The organism is Capsulimonas corticalis (assembly GCF_003574315.2).
Classification (GTDB): domain Bacteria; phylum Armatimonadota; class Armatimonadia; order Armatimonadales; family Capsulimonadaceae; genus Capsulimonas; species Capsulimonas corticalis.
In genome coordinates this window covers 3,388,089-3,411,011 of record NZ_AP025739.1, presented here as the reverse complement: position 1 = coordinate 3,411,011, position 22,923 = coordinate 3,388,089, and the positions used below count along the sequence as shown (strand labels likewise).

At 57.9% G+C, this 22,923-nt stretch carries 23 protein-coding genes; 16 read left to right on the top strand and 7 right to left on the bottom strand.

Annotation, left to right across the window (positions count from 1 at the left end; genetic code table 11):
* Window positions 1-245 precede the first annotated feature (245 nt).
* Window positions 246-578 (top strand): hypothetical protein, encoded by a 333-nt coding sequence (locus D5261_RS14560; RefSeq protein WP_119320595.1) that lies wholly within the window; start codon window positions 246-248, stop codon window positions 576-578.
* Between the two features lie 30 nt (window positions 579-608).
* Here the strand turns inward: D5261_RS14560 and D5261_RS14555 are convergent, their stop codons facing one another.
* Window positions 609-1,385, bottom strand: a complete 777-nt coding sequence (locus tag D5261_RS14555; protein WP_119320794.1) for an alpha/beta fold hydrolase — start codon at window positions 1,383-1,385, stop codon at window positions 609-611.
* A gap of 181 nt (window positions 1,386-1,566) precedes the next feature.
* Between D5261_RS14555 and D5261_RS14550 the strand changes: the two genes are divergently transcribed.
* Together D5261_RS14550 and D5261_RS14545 are read left to right on the top strand one after the other, a co-directional pair.
* Window positions 1,567-4,650, top strand: coding sequence for an ATP-binding protein (locus D5261_RS14550; RefSeq protein WP_165864061.1), 3,084 nt, complete (start codon window positions 1,567-1,569; stop codon window positions 4,648-4,650).
* Window positions 4,647-4,841, top strand: a complete 195-nt coding sequence (locus tag D5261_RS14545) for a hypothetical protein (RefSeq protein ID WP_125205887.1) — start codon at window positions 4,647-4,649, stop codon at window positions 4,839-4,841. Before D5261_RS14550 ends, D5261_RS14545 begins: the two co-directional genes overlap by 4 nt.
* A 7-nt stretch (window positions 4,842-4,848) precedes the next feature.
* Here the strand turns inward: D5261_RS14545 and D5261_RS14540 are convergent, their stop codons facing one another.
* The gene (locus D5261_RS14540; RefSeq protein WP_165864062.1) at window positions 4,849-5,625 is read right to left on the bottom strand and encodes an alpha/beta fold hydrolase; all 777 of its coding nucleotides are present in this window, start codon (window positions 5,623-5,625) and stop codon (window positions 4,849-4,851) included.
* A gap of 172 nt (window positions 5,626-5,797) precedes the next feature.
* Between D5261_RS14540 and D5261_RS14535 the strand changes: the two genes are divergently transcribed.
* From D5261_RS14535 to D5261_RS14525, 3 genes are read left to right on the top strand one after another with little or no spacing between them, the layout of a single operon-like run.
* Window positions 5,798-8,863 (top strand): ATP-binding protein, encoded by a 3,066-nt coding sequence (locus D5261_RS14535; protein WP_119320597.1) that lies wholly within the window; start codon window positions 5,798-5,800, stop codon window positions 8,861-8,863.
* Window positions 8,860-9,297 (top strand): hypothetical protein, encoded by a 438-nt coding sequence (locus D5261_RS14530; RefSeq protein WP_119320598.1) that lies wholly within the window; start codon window positions 8,860-8,862, stop codon window positions 9,295-9,297. Before D5261_RS14535 ends, D5261_RS14530 begins: the two co-directional genes overlap by 4 nt.
* A gap of 3 nt (window positions 9,298-9,300) precedes the next feature.
* Window positions 9,301-9,903 (top strand): GNAT family N-acetyltransferase, encoded by a 603-nt coding sequence (locus D5261_RS14525; RefSeq protein ID WP_119320599.1) that lies wholly within the window; start codon window positions 9,301-9,303, stop codon window positions 9,901-9,903.
* On the opposite strand, the gene D5261_RS14520 is transcribed toward D5261_RS14525, so the two are convergent.
* On the bottom strand, window positions 9,889-10,293 hold the full coding sequence (locus D5261_RS14520; protein WP_119320600.1) for a type II toxin-antitoxin system VapC family toxin: 405 nt from the start codon (window positions 10,291-10,293) through the stop codon (window positions 9,889-9,891). The two genes, D5261_RS14525 and D5261_RS14520, sit on opposite strands and share 15 nt — an antisense overlap.
* A complete protein-coding gene (locus D5261_RS14515) occupies window positions 10,290-10,520 on the bottom strand; it encodes an AbrB/MazE/SpoVT family DNA-binding domain-containing protein (protein ID WP_119320601.1) in 231 nt (76 codons plus the stop codon). The genes D5261_RS14520 and D5261_RS14515 overlap by 4 nt, the downstream gene beginning before the upstream one ends.
* Before the next feature lie 155 nt (window positions 10,521-10,675).
* Here D5261_RS14515 and D5261_RS14510 point away from each other — a divergent pair, with 155 nt between their 5' ends.
* Window positions 10,676-11,137, top strand: coding sequence for a DinB family protein (locus tag D5261_RS14510; protein WP_119320602.1), 462 nt, complete (start codon window positions 10,676-10,678; stop codon window positions 11,135-11,137).
* A gap of 25 nt (window positions 11,138-11,162) precedes the next feature.
* Here the strand turns inward: D5261_RS14510 and D5261_RS14505 are convergent, their stop codons facing one another.
* Window positions 11,163-11,447: a hypothetical protein gene (locus D5261_RS14505; RefSeq protein ID WP_119320603.1), complete on the bottom strand. Its 285-nt coding sequence runs from the start codon at window positions 11,445-11,447 to the stop codon at window positions 11,163-11,165.
* Window positions 11,448-11,626: 179 nt separating this feature from the next.
* On the opposite strand from D5261_RS14505, the gene purB reads away from it, so the two are divergent.
* The 5 genes from purB to D5261_RS14480 all read left to right on the top strand — a co-directional run bounded on the left by purB (window position 11,627) and on the right by D5261_RS14480 (window position 15,025).
* A complete protein-coding gene (purB, locus tag D5261_RS14500; RefSeq protein ID WP_119320604.1) occupies window positions 11,627-12,955 on the top strand; it encodes an adenylosuccinate lyase in 1,329 nt (442 codons plus the stop codon).
* Complete coding sequence (purS, locus tag D5261_RS14495) at window positions 12,943-13,182, top strand: phosphoribosylformylglycinamidine synthase subunit PurS (protein WP_119320605.1); 240 nt, start codon at window positions 12,943-12,945, stop codon at window positions 13,180-13,182. The genes purB and purS overlap by 13 nt, the downstream gene beginning before the upstream one ends.
* Window positions 13,179-13,868 carry a phosphoribosylformylglycinamidine synthase subunit PurQ gene (gene purQ, locus D5261_RS14490; RefSeq protein WP_119320606.1) on the top strand — a complete coding sequence of 230 codons (690 nt, stop codon included), beginning with the start codon at window positions 13,179-13,181 and terminating at the stop codon, window positions 13,866-13,868. Before purS ends, purQ begins: the two co-directional genes overlap by 4 nt.
* A 76-nt stretch (window positions 13,869-13,944) precedes the next feature.
* Entirely contained in the window at window positions 13,945-14,607 is a 663-nt protein-coding gene (locus D5261_RS14485; RefSeq protein WP_119320607.1) for a DJ-1/PfpI family protein, read from the top strand.
* Between the two features lie 34 nt (window positions 14,608-14,641).
* Window positions 14,642-15,025, top strand: a complete 384-nt coding sequence (locus tag D5261_RS14480; RefSeq protein WP_119320608.1) for a hypothetical protein — start codon at window positions 14,642-14,644, stop codon at window positions 15,023-15,025.
* Between the two features lie 9 nt (window positions 15,026-15,034).
* Here the strand turns inward: D5261_RS14480 and D5261_RS14475 are convergent, their stop codons facing one another.
* Window positions 15,035-15,514 (bottom strand): GNAT family N-acetyltransferase, encoded by a 480-nt coding sequence (locus D5261_RS14475; protein WP_119320796.1) that lies wholly within the window; start codon window positions 15,512-15,514, stop codon window positions 15,035-15,037.
* 188 nt (window positions 15,515-15,702) lie between these two features.
* Between D5261_RS14475 and D5261_RS14470 the strand changes: the two genes are divergently transcribed.
* The 4 genes from D5261_RS14470 to D5261_RS14455 all read left to right on the top strand — a co-directional run bounded on the left by D5261_RS14470 (window position 15,703) and on the right by D5261_RS14455 (window position 21,379).
* On the top strand, window positions 15,703-17,898 hold the full coding sequence (locus D5261_RS14470; protein ID WP_125205888.1) for a family 78 glycoside hydrolase catalytic domain: 2,196 nt from the start codon (window positions 15,703-15,705) through the stop codon (window positions 17,896-17,898).
* 122 nt (window positions 17,899-18,020) lie between these two features.
* A complete protein-coding gene (locus tag D5261_RS14465) occupies window positions 18,021-18,869 on the top strand; it encodes a DNA-methyltransferase (RefSeq protein ID WP_165864063.1) in 849 nt (282 codons plus the stop codon).
* 6 nt (window positions 18,870-18,875) lie between these two features.
* Window positions 18,876-20,765, top strand: a complete 1,890-nt coding sequence (locus tag D5261_RS14460) for an AAA family ATPase (protein ID WP_119320611.1) — start codon at window positions 18,876-18,878, stop codon at window positions 20,763-20,765.
* Window positions 20,762-21,379, top strand: coding sequence for an HNH endonuclease family protein (locus D5261_RS14455; RefSeq protein WP_125205889.1), 618 nt, complete (start codon window positions 20,762-20,764; stop codon window positions 21,377-21,379). Before D5261_RS14460 ends, D5261_RS14455 begins: the two co-directional genes overlap by 4 nt.
* A gap of 88 nt (window positions 21,380-21,467) precedes the next feature.
* Here D5261_RS14455 and D5261_RS14450 read toward each other — a convergent pair whose 3' ends face one another.
* Entirely contained in the window at window positions 21,468-22,919 is a 1,452-nt protein-coding gene (locus tag D5261_RS14450; RefSeq protein ID WP_119320613.1) for a DUF1501 domain-containing protein, read from the bottom strand.
* Window positions 22,920-22,923 lie beyond the last annotated feature (4 nt).

The window sequence follows — 22,923 nt, the reverse complement described above, 5'->3', positions numbered from 1 at the left end:
CAGCGCAACGTAGGAAACGACGGGCAGTACGGCGATCAGACGCCCAAAAACAGTCGTTTGGCCTTTGACATTACACCGCCTCCCCTCAATATAGTGGCGTTATTTGACAACGACGAACCCATATCCGTATAATACTCCCAGATGACGACCTTGTTTATCAGTCTGCGTTCGTATCCGCTAAGCAAACGGATATTACACGCAGGAAGGCGTCTCCATGACAAAATCTCAATTGCGGAGATCTTTGGGTGAGCAGCTTACAGAGGATCGTTGACGTCCTCGCCAAAGTCAAAAACCGTCCCGCCATGTTCCTCCGGCGCCCCGACGATATTACCAGTCTCGACATTTTGCTCACGGGTTTTGAAATGGGCATCGTCGCCGGCTGCGGCCGCGAAGGCGTACGCCACGCGCAATGTCTGTTTACGGCCATGCGCAGCCATGGCTACACAACCGATCCCTCCGCCGGCGACGTTTATGACCAGATTCGAACACGCGGCATGTCCGCGCCGCAGATCATCCAGGAGCGGCTGACGCTGGAGATTGAGGCCTGGGAGCTTTACTTCGCGGACGAAGCCCAGTAAACGCCAATCCCTCGCCAGCCGCCCCCAGACTCATTTTGTGACGGCTGCCGCCGCCTGCTCGATAAACGCCGCGATCTCTTTCGGATGGGAGATGAAGGCGCAGTGGCTGGCCTTGATTTCCGTCGTATGCGCGCCCATGCGCTTGGCGTAAAAGCGCTCCAGGTCCGGGTGGATCGACAGGTCTCCCTGGGCCACCATGTACCAGGACGGGATTGTTCGCCACGCCGCGCTGGGGGAGGAAGCGCCGAAGGACGCCATCAAGATGGGCTTTTGAGCGGCGGCCATCACGCGCGCTTCGACATCCGAGACATCCGCACAGAAGATGGCGTGGTACTTTGCTCGATCGATATAGCCGAAGCCGGCTGTGTCGGTGTGGACTGACGCGCCGAGCGCCGTGGGATACTTTTCAAAGAAGGCGCCGACCGCCTCGTTCGCGTCAGGAGCGAACGCGGCGATATAAACCAGGGCCTTGACGTTTGCTTCCCCTCCCGCGGCGCCGGAGATGACCGCGCCGCCGTAGGAGTGTCCGACGACGACGACGGGGCCAGTCTGCGCCTCAAGGACACGCTTCGTGGTAATGATATCCTCCGACAGAGAGAACAGTGAGTTCTGGACAGCGATGACGGTGTAACCATCGTCCTCCAGCAGCGGGATGACATGCTGCCATCCGGTGGCGTCGGCGAAGGCTCCGTGGACAAGCACGATCGTCGGCTTAGCGGACGGCGCGGGCGCAGCCGCCTCGGAAGGGGCGGCGACGCTTGCGGCGATGACAGTCGCAAGAGCGACCGCGGCGGGAATGAGGTTCATGATTTTCTCGCTTTCTGGTTTCGATTTTTGTTCGATCCAGAAGCATTGTGCCGCTCCCGCGCTCCCCGAACGGTTTCGATCGGGAGGAAAAACGTTCCGAACGGTGGAAGTGCTTTCTCGCGCCGGAACTCCTATGCCCGGTTCTCCCAGAAAACGCCCGCGCCATCGGTTTGAGATCGCCATGACCATTTCCGCAGCAACTCCCCAGCCGTTTCGCCTGACTCTCTTTGGCCCGATGCGAATTGCCGTGGAGGGGAAGGCGCCGGCCGGCCCGCGCTCTCGAAAAGCGCTGTGGCTGCTCGCGCTGCTGACCCTGCGCCATGGACGGCCGGTGGATCGCGCGTGGCTGGCGGAAACCCTCTGGCCCGATACCGATCCGGGGCAGGCGCTGGCGAACTTGCGCCCGGTCCTGAGCGATCTGCGCCGCACCCTCGCTTCCGAAGCGCCGCGTCTCCAGTCGCCCAAGCGGCACACACTCGTGCTGGATCTGACGGGCGCGCAGGCGGACGTGGCCGCGTTCGACGCGGCGATTTCCGACGGCGCGCCGGCGTCTCTGGCCCAAGCGGCGGCGCTGTACGGCGGGCCGCTGCTGGAGGGCTGCTCCGAGGAATGGATCGAGGCGGAGCGCAAAACGCGTGAGCAGAACTGTCTGCGCGCGCTTCTCACTCTGGCGGAGGCCGCGATGACGGCGCGCGATACTGACAGTGCGGTGCGATACTATCGCCGCGCCGTGGATCTGGCGCCGTGGCGGGACGAAGCGCGGCGAGGGCTCATGGAGGCGCTGGCCCAGAGCGGGGACACCAACGCCGCCCTGGAAGTCTACCGAAACTTCACCCAGCTGCTCCGCGACGATCCGCGAGCCGCGCCGGATAAAAAGTCGGCCGCGCTCTACATGCGTCTGCGCGCTTCCGCGCGCAAGCAGCCCCGCCCTCAGGATCCGCCGGCGGCTTCCTGGGAACAGAAGCCGTCAATCAGCGGCTACCTCCCTCATGCCCCGACGGATTTGATTGGGCGCGAGGAGGAGATCCGCGAAGTCGCCGCGCGTCTGAGGCGGTCGCGCCTGGTGACACTGGTGGGACCTGGCGGAATCGGCAAGACCCGCCTGGCGCTGGCCGTGGCGCGCGAAGCGGCGCCGGAGCACGCCGACGGAGCGTGGCTCGTGGCTCTCGACGCGCTTTCCGACGGACGCCAGGTCGCGGCGCAAATCGCGGGCGTATTGGGTCTGAAGGAGGAGCCGGAGCGCCCCCTGCTTCAGAGCTTGACCGAACGATTACGCGCCCAGCGTCTCCTCCTCGTGCTGGACAACTGCGAGCATGTCCTGGAGAGCTGCGCTCAGATCGTCTGGCCGCTGCTCAGAGACTGTCCCGGCCTGCACATCCTCATCACCAGCCGCGAGGCGCTGAAGATCGCCGGCGAGACCGAATGGACCGTCCCCAGCCTCACCGCGCCGAATTCGGATCATCTGCCGATGGAGCGAGCGACGCGGCTACGGACGCTGATGGGATACGAGAGCGTACAGCTTTTCGTGGAGCGCGCGCAGGAGGTTCAGAACGGATTCCAACTGACCGATGACAATGCTTTGCCGATCGTCCAGATCTGCGCGCGGCTGGAGGGGCTTCCCCTAGCGATCGAGCTGGCGGCGGCGTGGGTCCGTGCGATGACGACGGAGCAGATCGCGGCTCGCCTGGATGACCGACTGGCGCTGCTGAATCATGTCGACGGACAGGTCGAACGCGCGGGGCAGCCCCCGCCCCGGCAGCAAACATTGCGGGCGACTTTGGACTGGTCTTACGATCTGTTAAGCGATGCGGAGCGCGTTCTTTTGAGGCGGCTCTCGGTCTTCGCGGGCGGCTGGAGTCTGGAAGCGGCCGAGCGCGTGTGCGCCGGGCCGGACATCACGTCCGCCCAGGTCCTGGATGTGATGATCTCCCTGCTCGACAAGTCGTTCATTGCATTTGGCCCAGGAGCCAACGAGGACCAGGAGGCCGCCGGACGCTATCGCTTCCTGGAGATGACTCGGCAGTACGCCCGCGAACGGCTGGCGGCGAACGGCGAGCAGGAGGACCTTCGGACCCGGCATCGGGATTTCTTCCTGGAGCTTGCGGAAGACGCCTACGCGCAATGGTGGCGCGTCGATGAGGGAAAGTGGCGGCGGCGCCTGGAATCCGAACGCGACAATCTGCGCACGGCTCTGGATTGGAGCGACCAGGACCCGCAAGGGGCAGAGGCTGGAGTGAGATTGGCGAACGCGCTCTTCCCAGCCAGATCTGGTTGGAGTGAATATCGCGAGGGACGCGCGCTGCTCCGACGGGCGCTGTCTCGGGCAGACGCCCAGCACTTGACAACCCACCGAGCCAAGGCGCTGTTCGGGGAAGCCTTTCTCGCGCAATGTCAAGGGGACTATGAGGCGGCGCGAACGCTGTTTGAACAAAGTCTGAGCATCTTTCGGGAGTTAGGCGACACGCTTCCGATCGCCGGCACGCTCGGAAGTCTCGGCGATGTCGCCCGTCATCAAGGCGATCATGCGCCAGCGCACGCGTTCTATACGGAGGCGCAGACACTCTATGAGGAATATTTGCGTATTTTAGGAGCAGAGGATCGTACCGCCAAGACAAGCATCCTCAACTATCTGGGCATTCTTGCTTATAATCAACACGACTACGCATCGGCGCGTCGGTGGGGAGAACAATGTCTGGATCTTCATCGCGCGCAGGACGATCGACTGGGCTGCGCCACCGAGCTGAACAATCTGGGAAATCTTGATCGAGAGCTTGGCGATCAAGCTTTGGCGTTTGCTCGCTACGAGGAGAGTTTCCGTCTATTTCGCGCGTTGGATGATCAAAGAATGCTCCTCCCGCTGAAAAATCTGGCGCGAACAATGTGCAGCCAAGGCGATCTGGCAGCGGCGCGCGCATACTACGAGGAAATCATGATTCTCTGTCAGGAATGGGGAGATAAAGCAACATTCGCGAATGGCCTGGAAGGAATCGCCGCAGTGCTTCTGGCGCAGGACGAAGCCGCGAAAGCGGTGCGTCTATGGGGCGCTTCCCAGTCACTGCGAGACAGCATCGGCGTCCCCATCCCTCCCGACGAACAAAAAGAACGCGACCGACAGATCGAGCAGTCCCGTCAAGCGCTGGGCGACGCCGCGTTCGACGCCGCCTGGGACAAAGGCCGCGACCTGACATCGGAACAGGCTATCGCCTATGCGCTGGGAGACGCCGAGATCGACGCCGTTTTCACTCAAGAATCCCTCGCATCGTGAAATCTGACCCGGCGAGAAGTTATCGAAAATCCAGCATCGAAACGGCTGCTCCGGCAAAAGTCACTCTGCTCTATCAATTCGAGAACATTCGAACCTTGATGAACGCCATGGACGATTTCATCTTCTCGATGAAATCGTCCATGGCGGCAATTGTTGGTAATCGGGGCGTCACAATGACTTTTGTCCCCTAATTTCGTCTCACTTTGTGACGGCTGTCGCCGCCTGCTCGATAAACGCGACGATCTCCTTTGGATGCGAGATGAAGGCGCAATGGCTTGCCTTGATTTCACTCGTGTGGGCGCCCATGCGCTTGGCGAAGAACCGCTCCTGGTCGGGATTGATCGTACGATCTTCCTGGGACACCAGATACCATGTCGGGATGGTCTTCCATGCAGCGGCGGGGACGGTGGCGCCAAATGACGCGATGGCGACGGGCTTTTGCGTGACCGCCATAATGCGCGCCTCTTCCTCGTCGACATCCGCGCAGAAGATGGAGTGGAATTTGGCGGCGTCGATATAACCAAAACCGGCGGCGTCGGGAGCAAGCGCCGCCGTAAGATCGGTGGGATACTTATCATTGAGCGCCCCAACGGGCTCGTCGGCGTCCGGAGCGAAGGCGGCCAGATAAACCAGCGCCTTGACATTGGATTCGCCTGCCGCCGCTCCCGTGATGACCGCGCCGCCGTAGGAATGTCCAACGACGACAACGGGACCAGTCTGTGCGTCGATCACCCGCTTCGTGGTGGTGACGTCTTCCGTCAAAGAGAAAAGCGAGTTCTGTACGGCGATGACACGATATCCGTCCTTCTCCAGGATCGGGATGACATGCCGCCAGCCGCTGGCGTCGGCGAAGGCTCCGTGGACAAGCACGATGGTGGGCTTGGCGGACGGCGTGGGAGCCGCGGCGTCGGACGGAGTGAGCGCGCTGGCGGCGAGAACAGCCGCGAGAGCGACGGCGCCGGGAATAATGTTCATTGGAATACCCTTTCTGTAATGGACTGGATTGTCGTTCGATCCACAAGTATTATCCCAGTCCCTCATTCCCTGAACGCGTCCGATCAGGAGGAGAATCGTTCCGGTGGGTGGAAGTCCTTTGCTGAAGAGGAACGCCCCAAAATATTCCCTTGCACCCTCGTGAGAGATCGCCATGACTGTTCTCGAAACATCCTCCGCCGCGCTCAGCCTCAGACTGTTTGGCCCGATGCAGATCCGCATGGCGGGCCATCCTGCGCCCGCTCCGCACTCCCGCAAGTCACTATGGCTGCTGGCGCTGCTGCTCCTGCGCCACGGGCGCCCTGTCGAGCGCGATTGGCTGGCGGAAATGCTCTGGCCGGACGCCGACGCCGCGCAGGCCGCGACCAATCTGCGCCCCGTTCTGAGCGGCCTGCGGCGGGCGCTCGGAAGCGAGCGAAGCCGGCTGCAATCGCCGAATCCGCACACTCTTTGTTTCGAGCTGTCGGGAGTGGATGTGGATCTGATCGCATTCGACGCGGCGATTTCCGACGGCGGCGCGGAGGCTCTGACGCGGGCGGTCGCACTGTATCAGGGTCCGCTGCTGGAGAGCTGCGCCGAGGAATGGGTCGGACAGGAGCGCGAATCACGAAAGAGGGATTGCCTGAAAGCGCTGCGGACACTGGCGGAAACGGCGCTGGCGGCGGGAGATCCGGCCACGGCGACGCGCCATTACCGGCATGCGGTAGAACTGGATCCATGGGGCGATGGGACGCGGCGGGGATTGATGGAGGCGCTGACGCAAAACGGGGATACGAACGCCGCCCTTCAGGTCTATCGGGATTTCACCCAACTGCTCCGAAACGATCCCGGCGCCGCGCCGGATCAACAAACGAGCGCTCTCTACCGACGCCTGCGGGCAGAGGCCGATAAGACAACGCATGCGCCGGTGCGGCCTCTGCCAGGCGCGGAGAGGGAGCCGGCTGTCAACGGGCGCCTGCCTCATGCCTTGACCGACCTGATTGGGCGCGAGGACGAGCGTATGGAAGTCGCAATGCGGCTGCGACAGTCGCGGCTGACAACGCTGACGGGGCCAGGGGGTATCGGCAAGACTCGTTTGGCGGCGGCGGTGGCGAACGAGGCCGCACGGGAGTACGCCGACGGAGTATGGCTGGTGGCCCTGGAAGCTCTCTCCGATGGATCACAGGTCGCGGCGCAAATCGCGGGCGTATTGGGTCTGAAGGAGGAGCCGGAGCGCCCCCTGCTTCAGAGCTTGACCGAACGATTACGCGCCCAGCGTCTCCTCCTCGTGCTGGACAACTGCGAGCATGTCCTGGAGAGCTGCGCCCAGATCGCCGAGGGCCTGCTCCAAGAATGCGCGGATCTGCGCATTCTGACCACGAGCCGGGAGCCGCTGCGAATCACCGGCGAGACCGACTGGACTGTCCCCAGCCTCACGACTCCAAGCCTGAGCCATCTGCCGCCCGGACGGGCGACGCTGCTGCGGATGCTGATGGGATACGAGAGCGTGCAGCTATTTGTGGAGCGAGCGCAGGGAGTCCAGAAGGGATTCCAACTGACCCAAGGCAACGCATTACCGGTCGCTCAGATTTGCGCGCGTCTGGAAGGATCGCCTCTGGCGATCGAACTGGCCGCCGCCTGGGTTCGCGCGCTGACCGTGGACCAGATCGCTACGCGCTTGGACAACCACCTAAATCTGCTGACCGACGGCGGCCCGACCCCGCCCCGGCAGCAAACATTGCGTGCGACATTGGACTGGTCCTACGATCTGTTAAGCGATACGGAGCGCGTTCTTCTGAGGCGGCTCTCGGTCTTCGCGGGCGGCTGGAGTCTGGAAGCGGCCGAGCGCGTATGCGCCGGAGCAAGCATCGCGCCCTCGCAGATCGTGGATCTGCTGGATTCCCTGGTGAACAAGTCCCTGGTCACTTTTAAGTCTCATGAAGCGGAAGCGCAGGAGGCGCCAGGACGCTATCGATTTCTGGAGATGACTCGCCAATATGCCCGCGAGCGGCTGGCGGCGAACGATGAGTTAGATGCCGTTCGATCCCGGCATCGGGATCACTTCCTGGAACTGGCGGAAGGAGCCTACGCTCAGTGGCGACGCGTCGATGAGGCAAAGTGGCGACGGCGTCTGGAAGCCGAACGCGACAATCTGCGCGCAGCGCTGGACTGGAGCGCAGAGGACAAGCGGGGGGCACAGGATGGCCTGAGATTGGCGGGCGCGCTATTCCCGTCCTGGTCCGCCTGGAACGAATATCGCGAGGGGCGCATGTTCCTCCAGAGGGCGCTAATCCAGCCGGACGCACAGGCCCCGACAGCAGCGCGGGCCAGAGCTCTATTCGGAGAAGCCATCCTCGCGCAACGTCAGGGCGACGATACGGCGGCGCGATCGCAATTTGAACAAAGCTTGAGTATCTTTCGGGAATTAGGCGACACGATGCAGATCGCCAGCACGCTGGGCAGCCTGGGCGACGTCACCCATCGCCAGGGCGATCATGACGCAGCCCGAGCACTCTATGAAGAGGCCCAAACGCTCTATCAGTCAACGGTCGGCGATTTCCAGAACGCAGAGAACAACGATCGAAACTGTGCGGGACTTAGCCATCTGGGCCTTCTTGCTTTCAATCGAGGCGACTATGTTTCGGCAAGCGAGCTTGGAGAGCAATCTCTGGATTTGCATCGAACACTCGGCGATAGAGAAGGCTGCGCCATAGAACTGAACAACCTGGGCAACGTGGCCTGGATACTCGGCGACCACGCTCTCGCGCGCACTCGGCTTGAGGAGAGCATCGACCTATTTCGCATGATGGGCGACCAAAGGATCCTCTTTCCGCTGAACAATCTGGGGCGGTTAATGTGTGATCGCGGCGATCGGGCGTCAGCACGAGCATGCTATGAGGAAAGCCTGATCCTGTGTCAGGAATGGGGAGATAAAGCAACATCTGCAGAGAGTCTGGAGGAGATTGCTACGACTTTGCTGGCGCAGAACGAAGCCGCAAAAGCGGTGCGTTTATTGGGCGCTTCCCAGTCAGTGCGAGACAGCATCGGCGCCCTCTTACCTTCCGACAAACAAGAAGAACGCGACCGGCAGATCGAGCAGTCCCGTCAAGCGCTGGGCGACACCGCATTCGACGCCGCCTGGGACAAAGGCCGCGCCCTGACCTGGGAGCAGGCCATTGCCTATGCGCTGGGAGACGCCGAGATCGACGCCATTTTCACTCAGGAATCCCGCGCAAAATGAAAACCGACCAAGCAGTCGAAGATCTCAGAAGCCGCCTCGAAACGGCCGGCGACGCCGCCGCGATCTGGTCCACTTTCAAAGAATTCGCGCGGAGTCCCCTGGAAGATATCCCGCGAAACGATCAAGGGGCTCCAGAGACCGAGAACTGGATCTGGGAAGGCGGCAAGCACGACGCGGACGATCTGCAGTTCTGGCATTTTTGCCGGCAAATCGGCAGTTTCGAATTCCCATTTCCCGACGGCCAGATGCGCGAAATTCACGGGACGGTCCAGTTCGCCGCCACGGAAGGACTGCCCCCGCTCTACGGCGACGCCGAGTCGCATGAGTTTGCTTCGCTCGATGATTTCTTAGAAGCGATCGAAGCGAAGGAAGAGTTTCGCATCGCCATCAGCTACCCGATCGCAGACATATCCGTCACGCTCTCCACGCTCTAGCCTATGGACATACTACTATCGGACACACTCACCGGACCACGGATCCAGCTCCGGCCGTTGCAGGCGTCGGATGGAGCCGCGCTGGTCGAAGCCGCCTCGGACGGCGAACTCTGGAATCTGCCATTTACGGTCGTCCCGTCTGCGGAAACCGTAGAGCGCTATCTCCAGATCGCGCTCGAAGGCCAGGCGGCGGGGACGGTCATGCCCTTCGTCATCCAATCCCTCGAATCCCATCGGGTTTTAGGCACCACGCGTTTCTGGAAGATCGATCGTCAAAACCGAAAGCTGGAAATCGGCCACACCTGGCTTTCCGCCTCATGGCAGCGAACCTTTGTGAACACCGAAGCCAAATTCCTGATGCTGAGCTACGCCTTCGAGAAACTCCATTGCGTACGCGTGCAATTTACGACGGACGAGATCAACGAAAAATCCCGCCGCGCAATTCTGCGCTTAGGAGCCAAAGAAGAAGGCGTCGTCCGCCACGAACGCATCATGCCCGACGGCCGCAAACGCAACTCCGTCCGGTTCAGCATTATCGACGACGAATGGCCGCAGGTTCGGGAGGCGCTGAAAGAAAGGTTAAATAGCAGCTTAAGGCGAGAGTAAATCAATCGTTGGAAAGTAAGTGCGGTAGCGCTTATCGTCACGAGTCAATAATCGAAGGCCAGTTACAGCCGCATGGGCGCCGATGAAAAAATCAGGCATAGTCGATGTGCGAGTTCCGCCCTGCTGGCGATAACGCAGAAATGCCTTGCCCGCCAGAAACGCAGCCTCTAATGGCAAATCGAGACGTCGAAGGAGAGCCTCTGGTATTGCGGCTTCGACATCTTCAATAGTACCGAAGCTAACGGAAACTTCTGCAAATATGATGGGATTGATGCAAAGCGGTCCGCCATTTGAGCATTGGTCCAACATATTGGATGACCACACCGACCATTGCGAATCGCTGGTGAGTACATCTAGCAGCACGTTACTGTCAACCAACGTTCCGTTCATGCGTCTCCCCTCGTCAACGCAAGAATTTCATCCGTACTCATCTTGATAGTTGCCTTGCCTCGCATCTGATCCACCAGACGCTTGCCAACAGAAGCCCCTTTGCGAATCGGAATAATCTTGACGGCGTCTCCGTCGATTTTGAACTCGACATCAGCACCCGGATGAATGCCGAGTTGTTCTCGTATTTCCTGTGGGATCGTAACTTGCCCTTTAGTCGTGACTTTCATAGCGACCTCCATTCTTACCAGTAAGAGTATTACACAGATTGACGTACGCGTCAATATCCCTTGACAGAGATATCTTATTCTCGCATAATCTTACCGATCGGTTCAAAAATATCAAGAGCGATATCAAAGCCAACCGAACAAAGGGAAAATCACCGATGAATAACCAAATGATAATCGACACGGAAACGTTCGCGATGCTGATCGAAAGTCAGTACGAGGACATGATCTCCGCCGCAGAAAAGATCGGCGTGGGTCATGCAGAATGGAAACCGCTCGGCAAGGGTCGAACGATTCTCAGCCAGCTTCAAGAATGCGCCGTTCGCGCCCATCAAGTATTGGGGACACTGAACGGAGAAGCCGCCGGCGGGCCGCCCTCACCGGAAGCACTGACTCAATACGCCACATTTGAGACGGCAATTCAAGGATGCCGCGCCAACGCATCCGCCCTCGCCGCCAAACTGCGCACGCTCTCTCCGGAAGACCTGCAACAAACAACAAACAATCGGTTCGGCGAGTTTTCGTTTGCGCGCCTAATCGTCGGCGCCTATTGGAACGCCTCGTATCACGAAGGGCAAATCGTTTACATCGGCAGTTTGCTGGAAGAGGCAAGCGCGTAAACTTTTGCTATGCTGGCCGTGAATTCTAAATCGATGCGGCAGCGTCTTGCGAAAGCATTTTCTTTAACACTTCGGTAATATGCTCGCGCGTCAATCGGCTCACGATAATGTCTGGGCCGATTGCAAAACCATCCTTTTGCACCTCGTCCAAGAGCGTCTCAATATTGTCTCGGAAAAATACCGCTGTCCAGACATTATATCCTTTATGTCTTCCATCATCCCAGGTCACTTCTATATTGCAGAAGCCATCCTCGTCAGTCTCCGCCGCAGGATTATATTGTTCGAATTCGATCCAGATTGAGTATCCCAATTATCCAGCCACTCCTTTAGGGATGGTCACACGTCCTTTCGACGTCACCTTCATGCCTCCACCTTCTCTTATTGAGAGTATCCCAATACGTCGCGCGCGCGTCAAGATTCCCTTCTTGCCTCATTCCCCCCTTTTCGGCTATAATGAAGGCTGATAACCGTCTTTAAAGGATTCCGATTTTGATCGAACGCTATTCACACCCGCAGATGCGCGGGCTTTGGGAGCCGCAGGCTAAGACGCAGCGGTGGCTCGACGTGGAGATCGCCGTCTGTGAAGGACTGGCGCACTTCGGCTACATTCCGCAGGAGGATGTGGAGAAGATTAAGGCCGACTCCAAGTTTGAGCTGGACCGAATTGCCGAACTGGAGAAGGAGACGCGCCATGATGTGATGGCGTTTGTCAAGAACGTGCAGGAGCATCTGGGCGACGAGGGCCGCTTCGTCCACTTCGGCATTACGTCGTATGATGTCGTGGACACGGCGCTGTCGCTGCTGCTTCGCGATTCGTTGGACTTGATTTTGGAAGGCGTTGATGGCCTGATGAAGGTCGTCGGACGCCTCGCGGTCGAGCACAAGGACACGCTTCAGATCGGGCGCACGCACGGCATTCACGCCGAGCCGATCACCTTCGGCTATAAGCTGGCCGTTTGGTACTCGGAATTGCAGCGTAACGTCGTTCGCTTACAGGCGGCGCGTGAGAACATTGCTTACGGCAAGATCTCCGGCGCGGTCGGGACGCACGCGAACATCAGCCCGGAAGTCGAGACCTGGGTCTGCGAGAGCCTGGGCCTGAAGGCGGCGGACGTCAGCACGCAGATCTTGCAGCGCGACCGGCATGCGCAGGTCGTCACGACGATCGCGATCCTGGCCGGATCGCTGGAGAAGTTCGCAACCGAGCTTCGCAACTTGCAGCGCACCGAGATCCTGGAAGTGCAGGAGTTCTTCGCGGTCGGACAGCGCGGCTCCTCGGCGATGCCGCACAAGCGCAACCCGTGGAACTCCGAGACCGTCAGCGGCCTCGCGCGCGTCATTCGCGGATTTGTGGTCCCAGCCCTGGAGAACGTGACCACGTGGCATGAGCGCGATCTGGCGAACTCCTCGGTGGAGCGCGTGATCCTGCCCGACACCTGCGTACTGATGGACTGGATGCTGCGCAAATTTACGAACATTCTGGATACGCTCAACGTCTACCCAGAGAACATGAAGAAGAACCTGGAGAAGATGGGCGGACTCGTCGCATCCGAACAGGTCATGCTGGCGCTGATCGAAAAGGGCCTGTCGCGCGACGACGCCTACAAGGTCGCGCAGCGCAACGCCGCGAAGGCTTGGGAAGGCGAGGATTTCGCCACCGCCGTCGCCGCCGACCCGCTGGTCACCGCGAACCTGACGCCCGAGGAAGTGGCGAAGGCGTTCGATATCCGATATCACTTGAAGCACGTCGACGAGACGTTCCAGAAACTTGGCCTGCTTCCGCAGGAGAACACGGGAGGCGACCAATGGCGCGGGTAAAAGTGACGGTGACATTGAAGCCGGCCCTGCTCGATTCCCAGGGCAAAGTCGTGCAGTCGGCGCTGACCCAACTGGGCTACGAAGGCGTGGACGGCGTGCGGATCGGCAAGTACGTCGAACTGACGGTTCCGGACAGCGAGAATATCGATGCTCAGGTCAAGGAGATGTGCGAAAAGCTGCTCTCGAACCCGGTCATCGAGGACTACCAATTCGAGGTCATCCGGTGAAATTCGGCGTTATCAAATTTCCGGGATCGAACTGCGACCAGGACGCCTACTATACGATCAAGGACGTCCTGGGACAGCCGGTCGAGTACCTCTGGCATCAGGACACCGATCTGAAGGGCGCCGACTGCATCGTCGTCCCCGGCGGGTTCTCCTACGGCGATTATCTGCGCTGCGGCGCGATCGCACGGTTCTCGCCGATCATGTCAGCGGTGCAGGATTTCGCCGCGAACGGCGGCTATGTGCTGGGCGTCTGCAACGGCTTCCAGGTACTGTGCGAATCGCACCTGCTGCCGGGCGCGCTCGTGCGCAACGACAATCAGCATTTTATCTGCAAGCAAGTGTATCTGCGGGCGGAAAATACGGACACGCCCTTCACGAATCAGATTGACAACGGAGCAACGCTGCAAATCCCCATCGCCCACGGCGAAGGCAAGTATGTTTGCGATGAGCCGACCCTCAAAGCGCTTCAGGAAAACCGTCGTATCCTGTTTCGCTACGCCCGGCCCGACGGCTCTTTGTCCGATCAGGCGAATCCGAACGGTTCCGTCGATAACATCGCCGGCGTCGCCAACGAGACATTCAATGTCTTCGGCCTCATGCCTCACCCCGAGCGCGCCGCCGACCCCGCGCTCGGTTCGGCTGACGGCCGCCTGATCTTCGATTCACTTCTTCGGCACACGCGGTAGACAACGCGCCGCCCTGCTTGGGCGGCGCACTCGGTAAGCATCGTGTTCTTCGTTTCTCTGCGAAAGGGCGCCTCTCATGGTTACTGTTGATGTCGTATTGTTTGAGGGTGTAGATGAATTAGACTTCTGCGGTCCATACGAGGTGCTTGCCTCGTGCCGCAAAGTCGTGGATGGCAAGTGGAGCGACCGGCCTGCCTTCCACGTCCAGAGTGTCGCCGAATACCGCAGCATGATCCAGTGCGCCCACGGTATGGGGATTGTCCCGGACAAAACGTTCGCCAACGCGCCGGAAGCCGATATCGTGATCGTTCCCGGCGGCCCGGGCGCGCGCAACGAACACCTCCCCACCCGCATGATCGAGTTTCTCCGCCGGGCCTACGAGACGTCCGACATCGTCTCCAGCGTCTGCACCGGCGCCTTCATTCTGGGCCGCGCCGGCCTCCTCGACGGCCATCGCGTCACCACCCACCACTGCCGCACCAAGGATCTCCAGGCGATGTATCCGAAAGCTCAGGTCGTCACCGGCCAGCGAGTTGTGGCGGATGGCAAGAAACGCCATATAATCACCTCCGGCGGCATCACCTGCGGCATCGATTTGGCTTTGGCGCTCATCGCACACTACGAAGGCAAGGAAGCCGCGACTCTCGCCGCCGACCGCCTGGAATGGCCCCGATTCCACAGCGTCTCCGCGCCCGCCTCCACGCCAAGCGCGACTCCGGAGCGCGCGGGGGTAAAATAGCGAGTAATAACTCGCGCGGAAGGAATATCGCCCTATGAACGCATGGCGTGTCTTTAGTCTGGTGGGAACAGGCGGCTTGATGGAAAGCATGATCGCACGTGGCGATCGGCACACCGCCATGATCTGGGCTGTGATCACTCTGATCTCCGTGACGGGCTGGCTCTGGACAACCGCGTTCGGCGCCGCTAGCCAAATCGGCCGCCGCATCGCCCACGCCGTCACCGGCCGGCCGCTGCCGCTGCCGGCGACCGATCCCAAAGCGCTCGCCGCCGAGATCGCGGCGCTGAACGCACAGATCGCGCAGCTGCGCGACACGGCGACATCCTTCGATGTCTCTTTCGACCAGACTCTGGCCCGCATGGACGAGCGTCTGCGCCGCGTGGAGCAACAATCGTCTTACATCAATGTCGGACGTTAGGCCGCTCGGCTATTCCGTAGGCGCATTGGATTTCTCGGACAGATAGGGATTCGGACGACGCCGCTCCATGTAGCCCTCCACATGGGCGATGGGCTGAAATCCCGCTTTTTCGTAGAGTCCGTGGGCGTCGCGCGTCACCAATAAGAATCTCCGCAATCCCTGAAGCCACGGGTGCGCGGAGATCACCTCCAACAGCCATTGCGCCAATCCTTTCCCGCGATGCCCCTCCAGAACATACACATCCGCGAGGTAAGCGAATGTGGCCTGGTCGGTAATGACGCGGGCGAATCCCACCTGATGGTCTCCCTGATAAATCCCAAAACAAAGCGATCCGGCGATGGACCGCGTGAGCACTTCCAGCGGAAGCCCCGACGCCCAGTAGGAAGACGCCAGGAAATTATGAACGGCGGGGACATCGATTCGGGCGGGATCGGTAGAGATCAGATAACCGTCCCGTTCTTGTTCAATCAGCCATTCATTCATCGTCATGTCCTTCGTCGCTTCCAAATTTCTTTCACTTTCGACACAATCGCGCTAATCCCTTTCCACAAATCCAACGATCTCTGCGGCGTTTGGCGCAAGTGAACAGGCGTTTTCTTGCGCCCCGCCCTCTCACGCGGGTATAATTTGGCCTGACGGAAGTACTGGTCATCCCGCAAGATTTGGATTTTCATCTCATGAGCAAACCTTTCACTCAAGCCCAATGGATCTGGAGCACCAACGACATTGCTGCTCGCTTTGGAGTTCGCCGCTTCCGAGGGCGCTTTACAGCGGAAACCGCGACGCGCGTGACGTGCCTTGTCTCCGCCGACAGCCGCTATATCCTGTATCTCGACGGCGCGCCGCTGGGCCGGGGGCCGGCGCGTTCGGCGCTGCGCAGCTATAATTACGAAACCTACTCTGTCGATATTACGCCAGGCGAACATGTCTTCGCGGCCATCGTAATCGCCGCCGACGAGTACAGCCGGCCGATCCCCGAAATGCACGATCGCGGCGGATTCCTGCTGGAGGCCAAGAGCGCGGATGGTAAGGCGCTGTGCGCGACGGGCGGCGAAGGCTGGCGCGTTCAGGAAGACACCTCCCTCACCCCTACCCTCGTCGAACCGCCCCATTTCCACTATTGCGAAGTCGGCTTGATGGAAGTCGTGCGCGGCTCGGAAATCCCGTGGGGCTGGACGGCGCGTGATTTTGACGACGCCGGGTGGACCGCGCCCGTCGCTATCCATCCCGTGATTATCCGACACCAGCCGGGTGATACGGATAAATCGCGCTGGCGCCTCGTCGCCCGCGATATTCCGGCGATGCGCTACGACCGCCGCGAGTTCACCAGCGCCGGCGAAGCGCTCCCCGTCACCGTCGCTCCCGGCGAGACCCGAGAGATCATTCTGGACGCCGGCGCGTACGCCATTGGCTATCCCGAATTGCGCGTCGAAGGCGGCGCGGGCTCCGCGATTACCCTCACCTACGCCGAGGCGCTCACCCTCAACGGCGTCAAGAGCCAGCGCGATGCGCTGGAAGGCGGCGATGTCGAGGGCCTGTGCGATGTCTACCATCCCGGCGGCGGCGCGGAGACCTACGAGCCGCTCCACTGGCGCGCGTTCCGCTTTGTGAAACTGACCATCGTGGGCGGCGACGCTCCCGTCACGGTGGCGGGATTGGCCTACCACCGCACGGGATATCCGTGGCGGCGCCTCGCGACCTTCTCGGTCACCGGCGGGCCGGCCGAGCTGACCGAGGTGCAGGACGTCGACTTCCGGACACTGCAATCGTGCACCTGGGAAACCTTCATGGACTGCCCGTACTACGAGCAGCTCCAATATGTCGGCGACACCCGCCTGCAAGCCCTGCTCGGCTACGCGGCGACGGGCGACGCCCGCCTTGCCCGCCGCGCAGTGCGCCAGTTCGACGCCTCCCGCCTGCCCTCGGGCCTGACGCAAAGTCGCTTTCCCAGCAGCTTCGAGCAGATCATCCCGCCCTTCTCTCTCTTGTGGATCCTGATGGTGGAAGACCTGTGGCGCTACGCCCCCGGCGCATCGACCACGGTGGCGAACTGCCTGAACGGGGCGCGCGGCGTGCTGGAGTGGTTCGGCAAGCACCTGACCCCGGACGGCGTGGTCGGCGGCCATCTGCCGCACTGGAGCTTCGTGGACTGGGTGGACGGCTGGGAGGGCGGCGTTCCGCCGCCGGCCGCCGCCGGCCTGCCCAGCGCCACGATCAACCTGCAATACCTCGCCGCCATGCAGTCTTATATCCGATTGCGCGACGCGCTGGGCGACACCCGCGAGGCGGAATTCTGGCAGGCGCACCTGGATATGCTCACCGACGCCATCACGTCCACCTTCTGGGACGACGACGCCGAACTGCTGCGCGAAGGCCCCGACGATAGCTGGGGCTACTCACAGCACGCGCAGGCGTGGGGCCTGCTCACGGGCGTCATCCCGCCGAGCGCCGTCGAAGACGTCGTGGAAAGCCTGCACACCGACGATACCCTCGCCAAGACCAGCTTCTATCACACCTTCTACGTCGTGGAGGCCCTCGCCAAAGTCGGCCGCCTCGAAAAGCTCTGGTCGCACTGGCTCCAGCCCTGGCGCAACGCCCTCGACCTCGGCTTCACCACCTGGCCCGAGAAAGCGGAACCCACCCGCTCCGACTGCCACGCGTGGAGCGCCTGGCCCACCTACGCCTTCCTCACCCACGTCCTCGGCGTCAAACCCAAGGAAGCCGGCTACGCCAAGTACGAGATCAAACCCAACTACGTCGACGGCTGGGACCACCTCACAGGAACGCTCCCGACCACGGCGGGTCTCCTGCGCGTGACGGTCGATTGGGATGGAGATAAGCCGAAGGTGCATACGGAGTTGGTGACGAAGTAAAAATTAGAAAAACGTAGTTAGGATATTTAAATTAAGAGAAGTGTGTTTGACATAACCATCAAATACACTTCTTAATTGTAATACGTCGTGATAAAATGCCTCATAATATACCTAACGAAATTGTGCAAGAGAATATACCGCATGGACTACATGAGTGGCGTGGTCATACTGTTGAAAATATCCCCTGGGCTGTCCATCGGGGAGATGTTAATACTGTTCTAAACACTTTAGAAGAAAATTATTACAACTGTTGTGTTACTTCACCCCCCTACTACTGGCAACGGGATTACAAGGTCGAAGGACAAATTGGACTAGAACAGACAATAGATGGCTATGTCAACGCTATTGTTGAATCTATGCGTAATTTAAGGCGTGTACTCACACGAGATGGTCTTCTTTTTTTAAATTTAGGCGATACATATTATTCTGCAAAAGGTCAACCTAAAGGATCAGATAAAAAAAATGGAGCTAGGCGCTTTGGATTAAGGGCTGTTGATGCAAGTGGCCTTGGAGTTCCACGGAAGACGGCAATTGGAATACCATGGCGAGTAGCGCTTCGTATGATTGAAGACGGATGGACATTGCGCTCTCCAATTATTTGGCAACGCTTGGGCAGTCTACCTGAACCTACCGCTCACGATCGTCCTTGGAGAACGTATGAGACGCTCTTCATGTTTAGCAAATCGCCACGATATTATTTTTGCAGAGATAATCTTAATGGCGTTGAAGACATTTGGACTATATCTGAGCGCCCAAGAAGTTCGAAAGGGATCCATTCAGCTGCCTTCCCCGATCAATTAGTAGAACGATGTCTTGCTGTGGGATGCCCAGAGGGTGGGAGAGTGATAGATCCATTTGTTGGTAGTGGTACAGTCTTGCGTGTTGCTCTTGAATTGGGGCATTCTGCTACGGGAATTGATTTAAACGAACAATATTGTGATTACGTAGTTAGAGAATTGAACACTTTATAGCCAATTATGTATATTTCCATTGATCAAATTCAATCATCACTATCTAATTTGGCAGACGTGCATCCTTTTTTCGGAATGTCATTCCTTGCATTCAAAGCATCTAGGCTTCCAATAGGAAGAAGTGCTGACATTGTATTTACCAGAATTGCTGACGACATATTAAAAAAACATTATAAGATCCCGAATCAACCTGGATATTATAACCCATTTCGTTCTTCTACTCCTGATCAACGATGGGTCGTTCCGCGTTATGGAAGCACTTCCCTTCAAAGAATCACGACGGACACATTTGGGGACGTATTTATTCATGAAAAAAAGTCTTCACAATGGGGATGGAATGACAACTATGTTAACATACTACAAAAACATCTTAATGGACATTTAATTCCTACTTTTGACCTCGCCGTATGGTTATACAGATCTGAAAATTTCGGATCGTCTTTGTCACCAAATGAGCTGATTACAAGGTTCATTGACGACTATCTAATATCAGATATAGAATTAGATCTTTTATTTGACCTTGAAACTATAAAGGTTTGTGAAAAATTCACTTCTGATGATCCTATACCTACATCTGAACTCTTAACAATATTAACACGCCAGCAAAATGCTCCTCTCGATGAGGGAGCTACATTGAAGTATCTGGAGCTCAAGAATATTGGCCCTGCCGAAGAAATGCACTACGAACCTGGTGATCGACTTAACATCATTACCGGTGATAACAGTTTAGGAAAAACTTTTTTATTCGAATGCGCATGGTGGGCTCTAACAGGATCCTGGTCTTCCCATCAAGTAATACCACGTTTGGAAGCTCCAGACGAAATTGCACCAATAAATGCCGGTATCACACGTCCCAAAGACGGAATTGATCACATCACTGGATTTTATAATAGAAAAAATCAGCAATGGCGCCTTAAAGATAAGCGCAGTGTGATGCCTGGCCTTATAATTTACGCTAAGGCTGATGGTTCATATGCAGTTTGGGACCCTGCAAGAGCAAAACTTTCCATCAATACAACAATCACACAATCAACTATTGTGATGTCATCATCCGAAGTTTTTGACGGTGTACGTGAGCAAGGAAATCAAGGCACATTTCAGTGGATTTGTAACGGATTAATAAGAGACTGGGTCACTTGGAAGAACGATAGCAGATATATCGATAGATATGAGGCCTTTATTCAATGTTTAGCGGATCTTACACCTTCTTCATCCGAGCCGATGAAACCAGGGAATTTCACTCGGATACCTAACGACTCGAGGGATATCCCTTGCTTGCGCATGCCTTATGGCGACATCCCAATATTATATGCATCAGCAGGAGTTCAACGAATAGTAGCATTAGCTTACGTTATCGTCTGGTCATGGTTTGAGCATCAAGAGCGAAGCAGTATTCTCCAAACATCTATACAAGATCATATTGTATTAATGATCGACGAAATCGAAGCGCATCTTCACCCACGTTGGCAACGCGTGATAGTCCCTGCAATTATTAATGTTATGGAAACTCTTGCTCCTACTGTACAAATACAATCGCATATTTCCACTCATTCTCCAATGGTCATGGTTTCAGTTGAGCCAATGTTCGATAACCATATAGATAGGCTCTACCATCTTCGTTCCGAATCGCGAGGAGCAGTATTAGAAGAATTACCATTTATTAAACGAGGACGTGCGGACTTATGGTTAATATCAGAGGTTTTCGGGTTAAATCAAGCTAGATCAGTGCCGGCAGAACAAGCAATCGCCGAGGCAACAAGAATATTATTAGTGGACAGCCCCTCACATCAAGAAGTTTTGTTCATCAATTCTCAATTGGTTAACCTTTTGGCCCCAGATGATGAATTTTGGCCTCAGTGGCGCTACTTCGCAAAACAAAATGGAGTTAAGAATTGATTCGGGTAGATCTCCAACCAGAACCACCTTCTTTTAACACAGATGTTAGAATCAAGGGACAAATGTTTTTAGCAAAAAAGCCCAATCCTAAAGGCCATGAGTGGGACAATCATGAAGAGTGGCGAAATTGTCTAGCCGACCTCCATGACAGCTATGGAGGCATATGTGCCTATAGTTGTCATTGGATACCCTACGATACAGGCTTTTATTCTGTTGATCACTTTAAGCCTAAAGATGATTACCCGAATGAGGCATATGAATGGAAGAATTACAGGCTTGCATGCGGGCGTATTAATGGCAAAAAAGGTAAATACGTCGATATTCTCGACCCATTTGTTATACAGGATGGTTGGTTTCAGATTCGTTTTTCGTCTCTTTTGGTTACTCCATCTAGTGATCTTGATGATGCAACAAAAGACAAAGTGCAAAAGACAATTGATCGTTTGGGGATTAACGAGGAAGGGACTTGTCTTAAAAACCGAAGACGCTATTTAATGGGCTATTGTACAGAAATATATCCATTTACACACTTACAAACGGAAGCCCCGTTTTTGGCAAAAGAACTAATAAGGCAGAATTTGGTACAAGAAATTAAAGCCATAATGCTAACGTAAAGATTTGATAGAAGTCTAGGTTACAAATTTAAAAACGGGCGTCGGGAGCATATTCGCTCCCGACGCCCGTTCGCACATCAAACCCTAATCACGCCAGCATCGCCTCAATCGGGACGCCCTTCCCATTGTTTGTCACATAGAACGGCCGGCCCTCGGTGACGTAGCTGGTGTCGGCGGGGATGCCCATGGCTTTGTAGATCGTGGCGTGGACGTCTTCAAGGCGCACGGGGTTCTCGGTGGGGATCATGGGGTGGATGTCGGCAGTCTTGCCGTAGGCGAAGCCTTTTTTGAAGCCGCCGCCGAAGAAGAGCATGCTGTTGCCGCTGCTGAAGTGGCCGTGGAAGCCGTACATCTTTTCGTTGGCGATAATGAGATCGTCGCCGGTGGCGCGCTCGGCGAAGCCGAAGGCTTCCGTGCCGGCGGCGGGCTGGTTGGCGATGGTGCGGCCGAACTCGGTCATCACGACGATCAGGGTGCGATCGAGCAGGCCGCGCTGGTCCAGGTCGCGGACGAGCTGGGCGATGGGGCGGTCGATCTGCGCTTTCATCGCGACCATGCGGCTCTGTCCATCGGCGTGCATGTCGAACCCTGCAAAGGCTTCGTATTGATACTCGACCTCGACGAAGCGCGCCCCCTTCTCCACCAAACGCCGCGCGAGCAGACAGCCGAATCCGAAGCGGTGGCCGACATCGTAGGCTTTGATCGTCTCCGGCTTCTCTTCCTGCATAAAGGCGAAGGCGCGCTTCACCGGCGAATCCATCATCGCGCGGGCGTCCTCCATCACCTTCATATAATCTTTCGCGGGATGGGCGGTCTGCAATGCCGTGGAGGAGAGCCCGGTGATCGCTTCCAGGTAATGCTGGCGACGGTCCAGGCGGGTCATGTCCATGCCGGCGACAGCGTTCAGCGTCGGCAGGCCCTGCGAGGGGTTCGGGATCATGAACGGCGCGTGCTTGACGCCGTAGAAGCCCGGCCCATTGAACTCATTGATGAAGAGCATCTCTTCGTTGCTGGTGTTGATATCCCGGCAAAGGTCGATGTAGGCGGGAACGTTCGGGTCCCGGCGGCCCAGTGTGCGACTCACCACCGCGCCCATGCTCGGCGCGGCGACGCCCGCCGGGAACAGATACCCGGTCATTGCATAGTACTGAGCCTTGAGATGGATTGCGCCGAACTTGGTGTCGCTGGTCAGACTGCGCAGCACCGTGCTTTTGTCCATCACGGAGGCGATATTCTCCAGCCCCGCGCCCAGCCGAATGCCATCCGCCTTGGTCGGTATGGATTCACAGGTGCCCAGAATCTGCGAACCTTTCATCCCTTGCGTGTACGGCGTATATTTCTTCGGGTCCCAGGTATCGGTCTGCGCGACGCCGCCAGGCAGCCAGATCAAGATCATGGAATCCGCAGTCGCCTTCGGCTTAGCGGCCGACGCCGGCGCGGCGGCGCCGGCATAGCGCGGAACGACCAGGCCCGCCGCGCCGGCGAGGCCAAGCTGGAGCGCCTGCCGGCGGGTCAATTTTTGAAGATCGAAATTTGTCATGATT

What these genes read in the sequence shown, in the direction of transcription:
- D5261_RS14555 (WP_119320794.1), bottom strand. Translation starts at nt 1,385, where the DNA reads ATGAACCTCATTCCCGCCGCGGTCGCTCTTGCGACTGTCATCGCCGCA.
- D5261_RS14550 (WP_165864061.1), top strand. Translation starts at nt 1,567, where the DNA reads ATGACCATTTCCGCAGCAACTCCCCAGCCGTTTCGCCTGACTCTCTTT.
- D5261_RS14540 (WP_165864062.1), bottom strand. Translation starts at nt 5,625, where the DNA reads ATGAACATTATTCCCGGCGCCGTCGCTCTCGCGGCTGTTCTCGCCGCC.
- D5261_RS14535 (WP_119320597.1), top strand. Translation starts at nt 5,798, where the DNA reads ATGACTGTTCTCGAAACATCCTCCGCCGCGCTCAGCCTCAGACTGTTT.
- D5261_RS14530 (WP_119320598.1), top strand. Translation starts at nt 8,860, where the DNA reads ATGAAAACCGACCAAGCAGTCGAAGATCTCAGAAGCCGCCTCGAAACG.
- D5261_RS14525 (WP_119320599.1), top strand. Translation starts at nt 9,301, where the DNA reads ATGGACATACTACTATCGGACACACTCACCGGACCACGGATCCAGCTC.
- D5261_RS14520 (WP_119320600.1), bottom strand. Translation starts at nt 10,293, where the DNA reads ATGAACGGAACGTTGGTTGACAGTAACGTGCTGCTAGATGTACTCACC.
- D5261_RS14515 (WP_119320601.1), bottom strand. Translation starts at nt 10,520, where the DNA reads ATGAAAGTCACGACTAAAGGGCAAGTTACGATCCCACAGGAAATACGA.
- D5261_RS14510 (WP_119320602.1), top strand. Translation starts at nt 10,676, where the DNA reads ATGAATAACCAAATGATAATCGACACGGAAACGTTCGCGATGCTGATC.
- purS (WP_119320605.1), top strand. Translation starts at nt 12,943, where the DNA reads ATGGCGCGGGTAAAAGTGACGGTGACATTGAAGCCGGCCCTGCTCGAT.
- D5261_RS14485 (WP_119320607.1), top strand. Translation starts at nt 13,945, where the DNA reads ATGGTTACTGTTGATGTCGTATTGTTTGAGGGTGTAGATGAATTAGAC.
- D5261_RS14480 (WP_119320608.1), top strand. Translation starts at nt 14,642, where the DNA reads ATGAACGCATGGCGTGTCTTTAGTCTGGTGGGAACAGGCGGCTTGATG.
- D5261_RS14475 (WP_119320796.1), bottom strand. Translation starts at nt 15,514, where the DNA reads ATGACGATGAATGAATGGCTGATTGAACAAGAACGGGACGGTTATCTG.
- D5261_RS14470 (WP_125205888.1), top strand. Translation starts at nt 15,703, where the DNA reads ATGAGCAAACCTTTCACTCAAGCCCAATGGATCTGGAGCACCAACGAC.
- D5261_RS14460 (WP_119320611.1), top strand. Translation starts at nt 18,876, where the DNA reads ATGTATATTTCCATTGATCAAATTCAATCATCACTATCTAATTTGGCA.
- D5261_RS14450 (WP_119320613.1), bottom strand. Translation starts at nt 22,919, where the DNA reads ATGACAAATTTCGATCTTCAAAAATTGACCCGCCGGCAGGCGCTCCAG.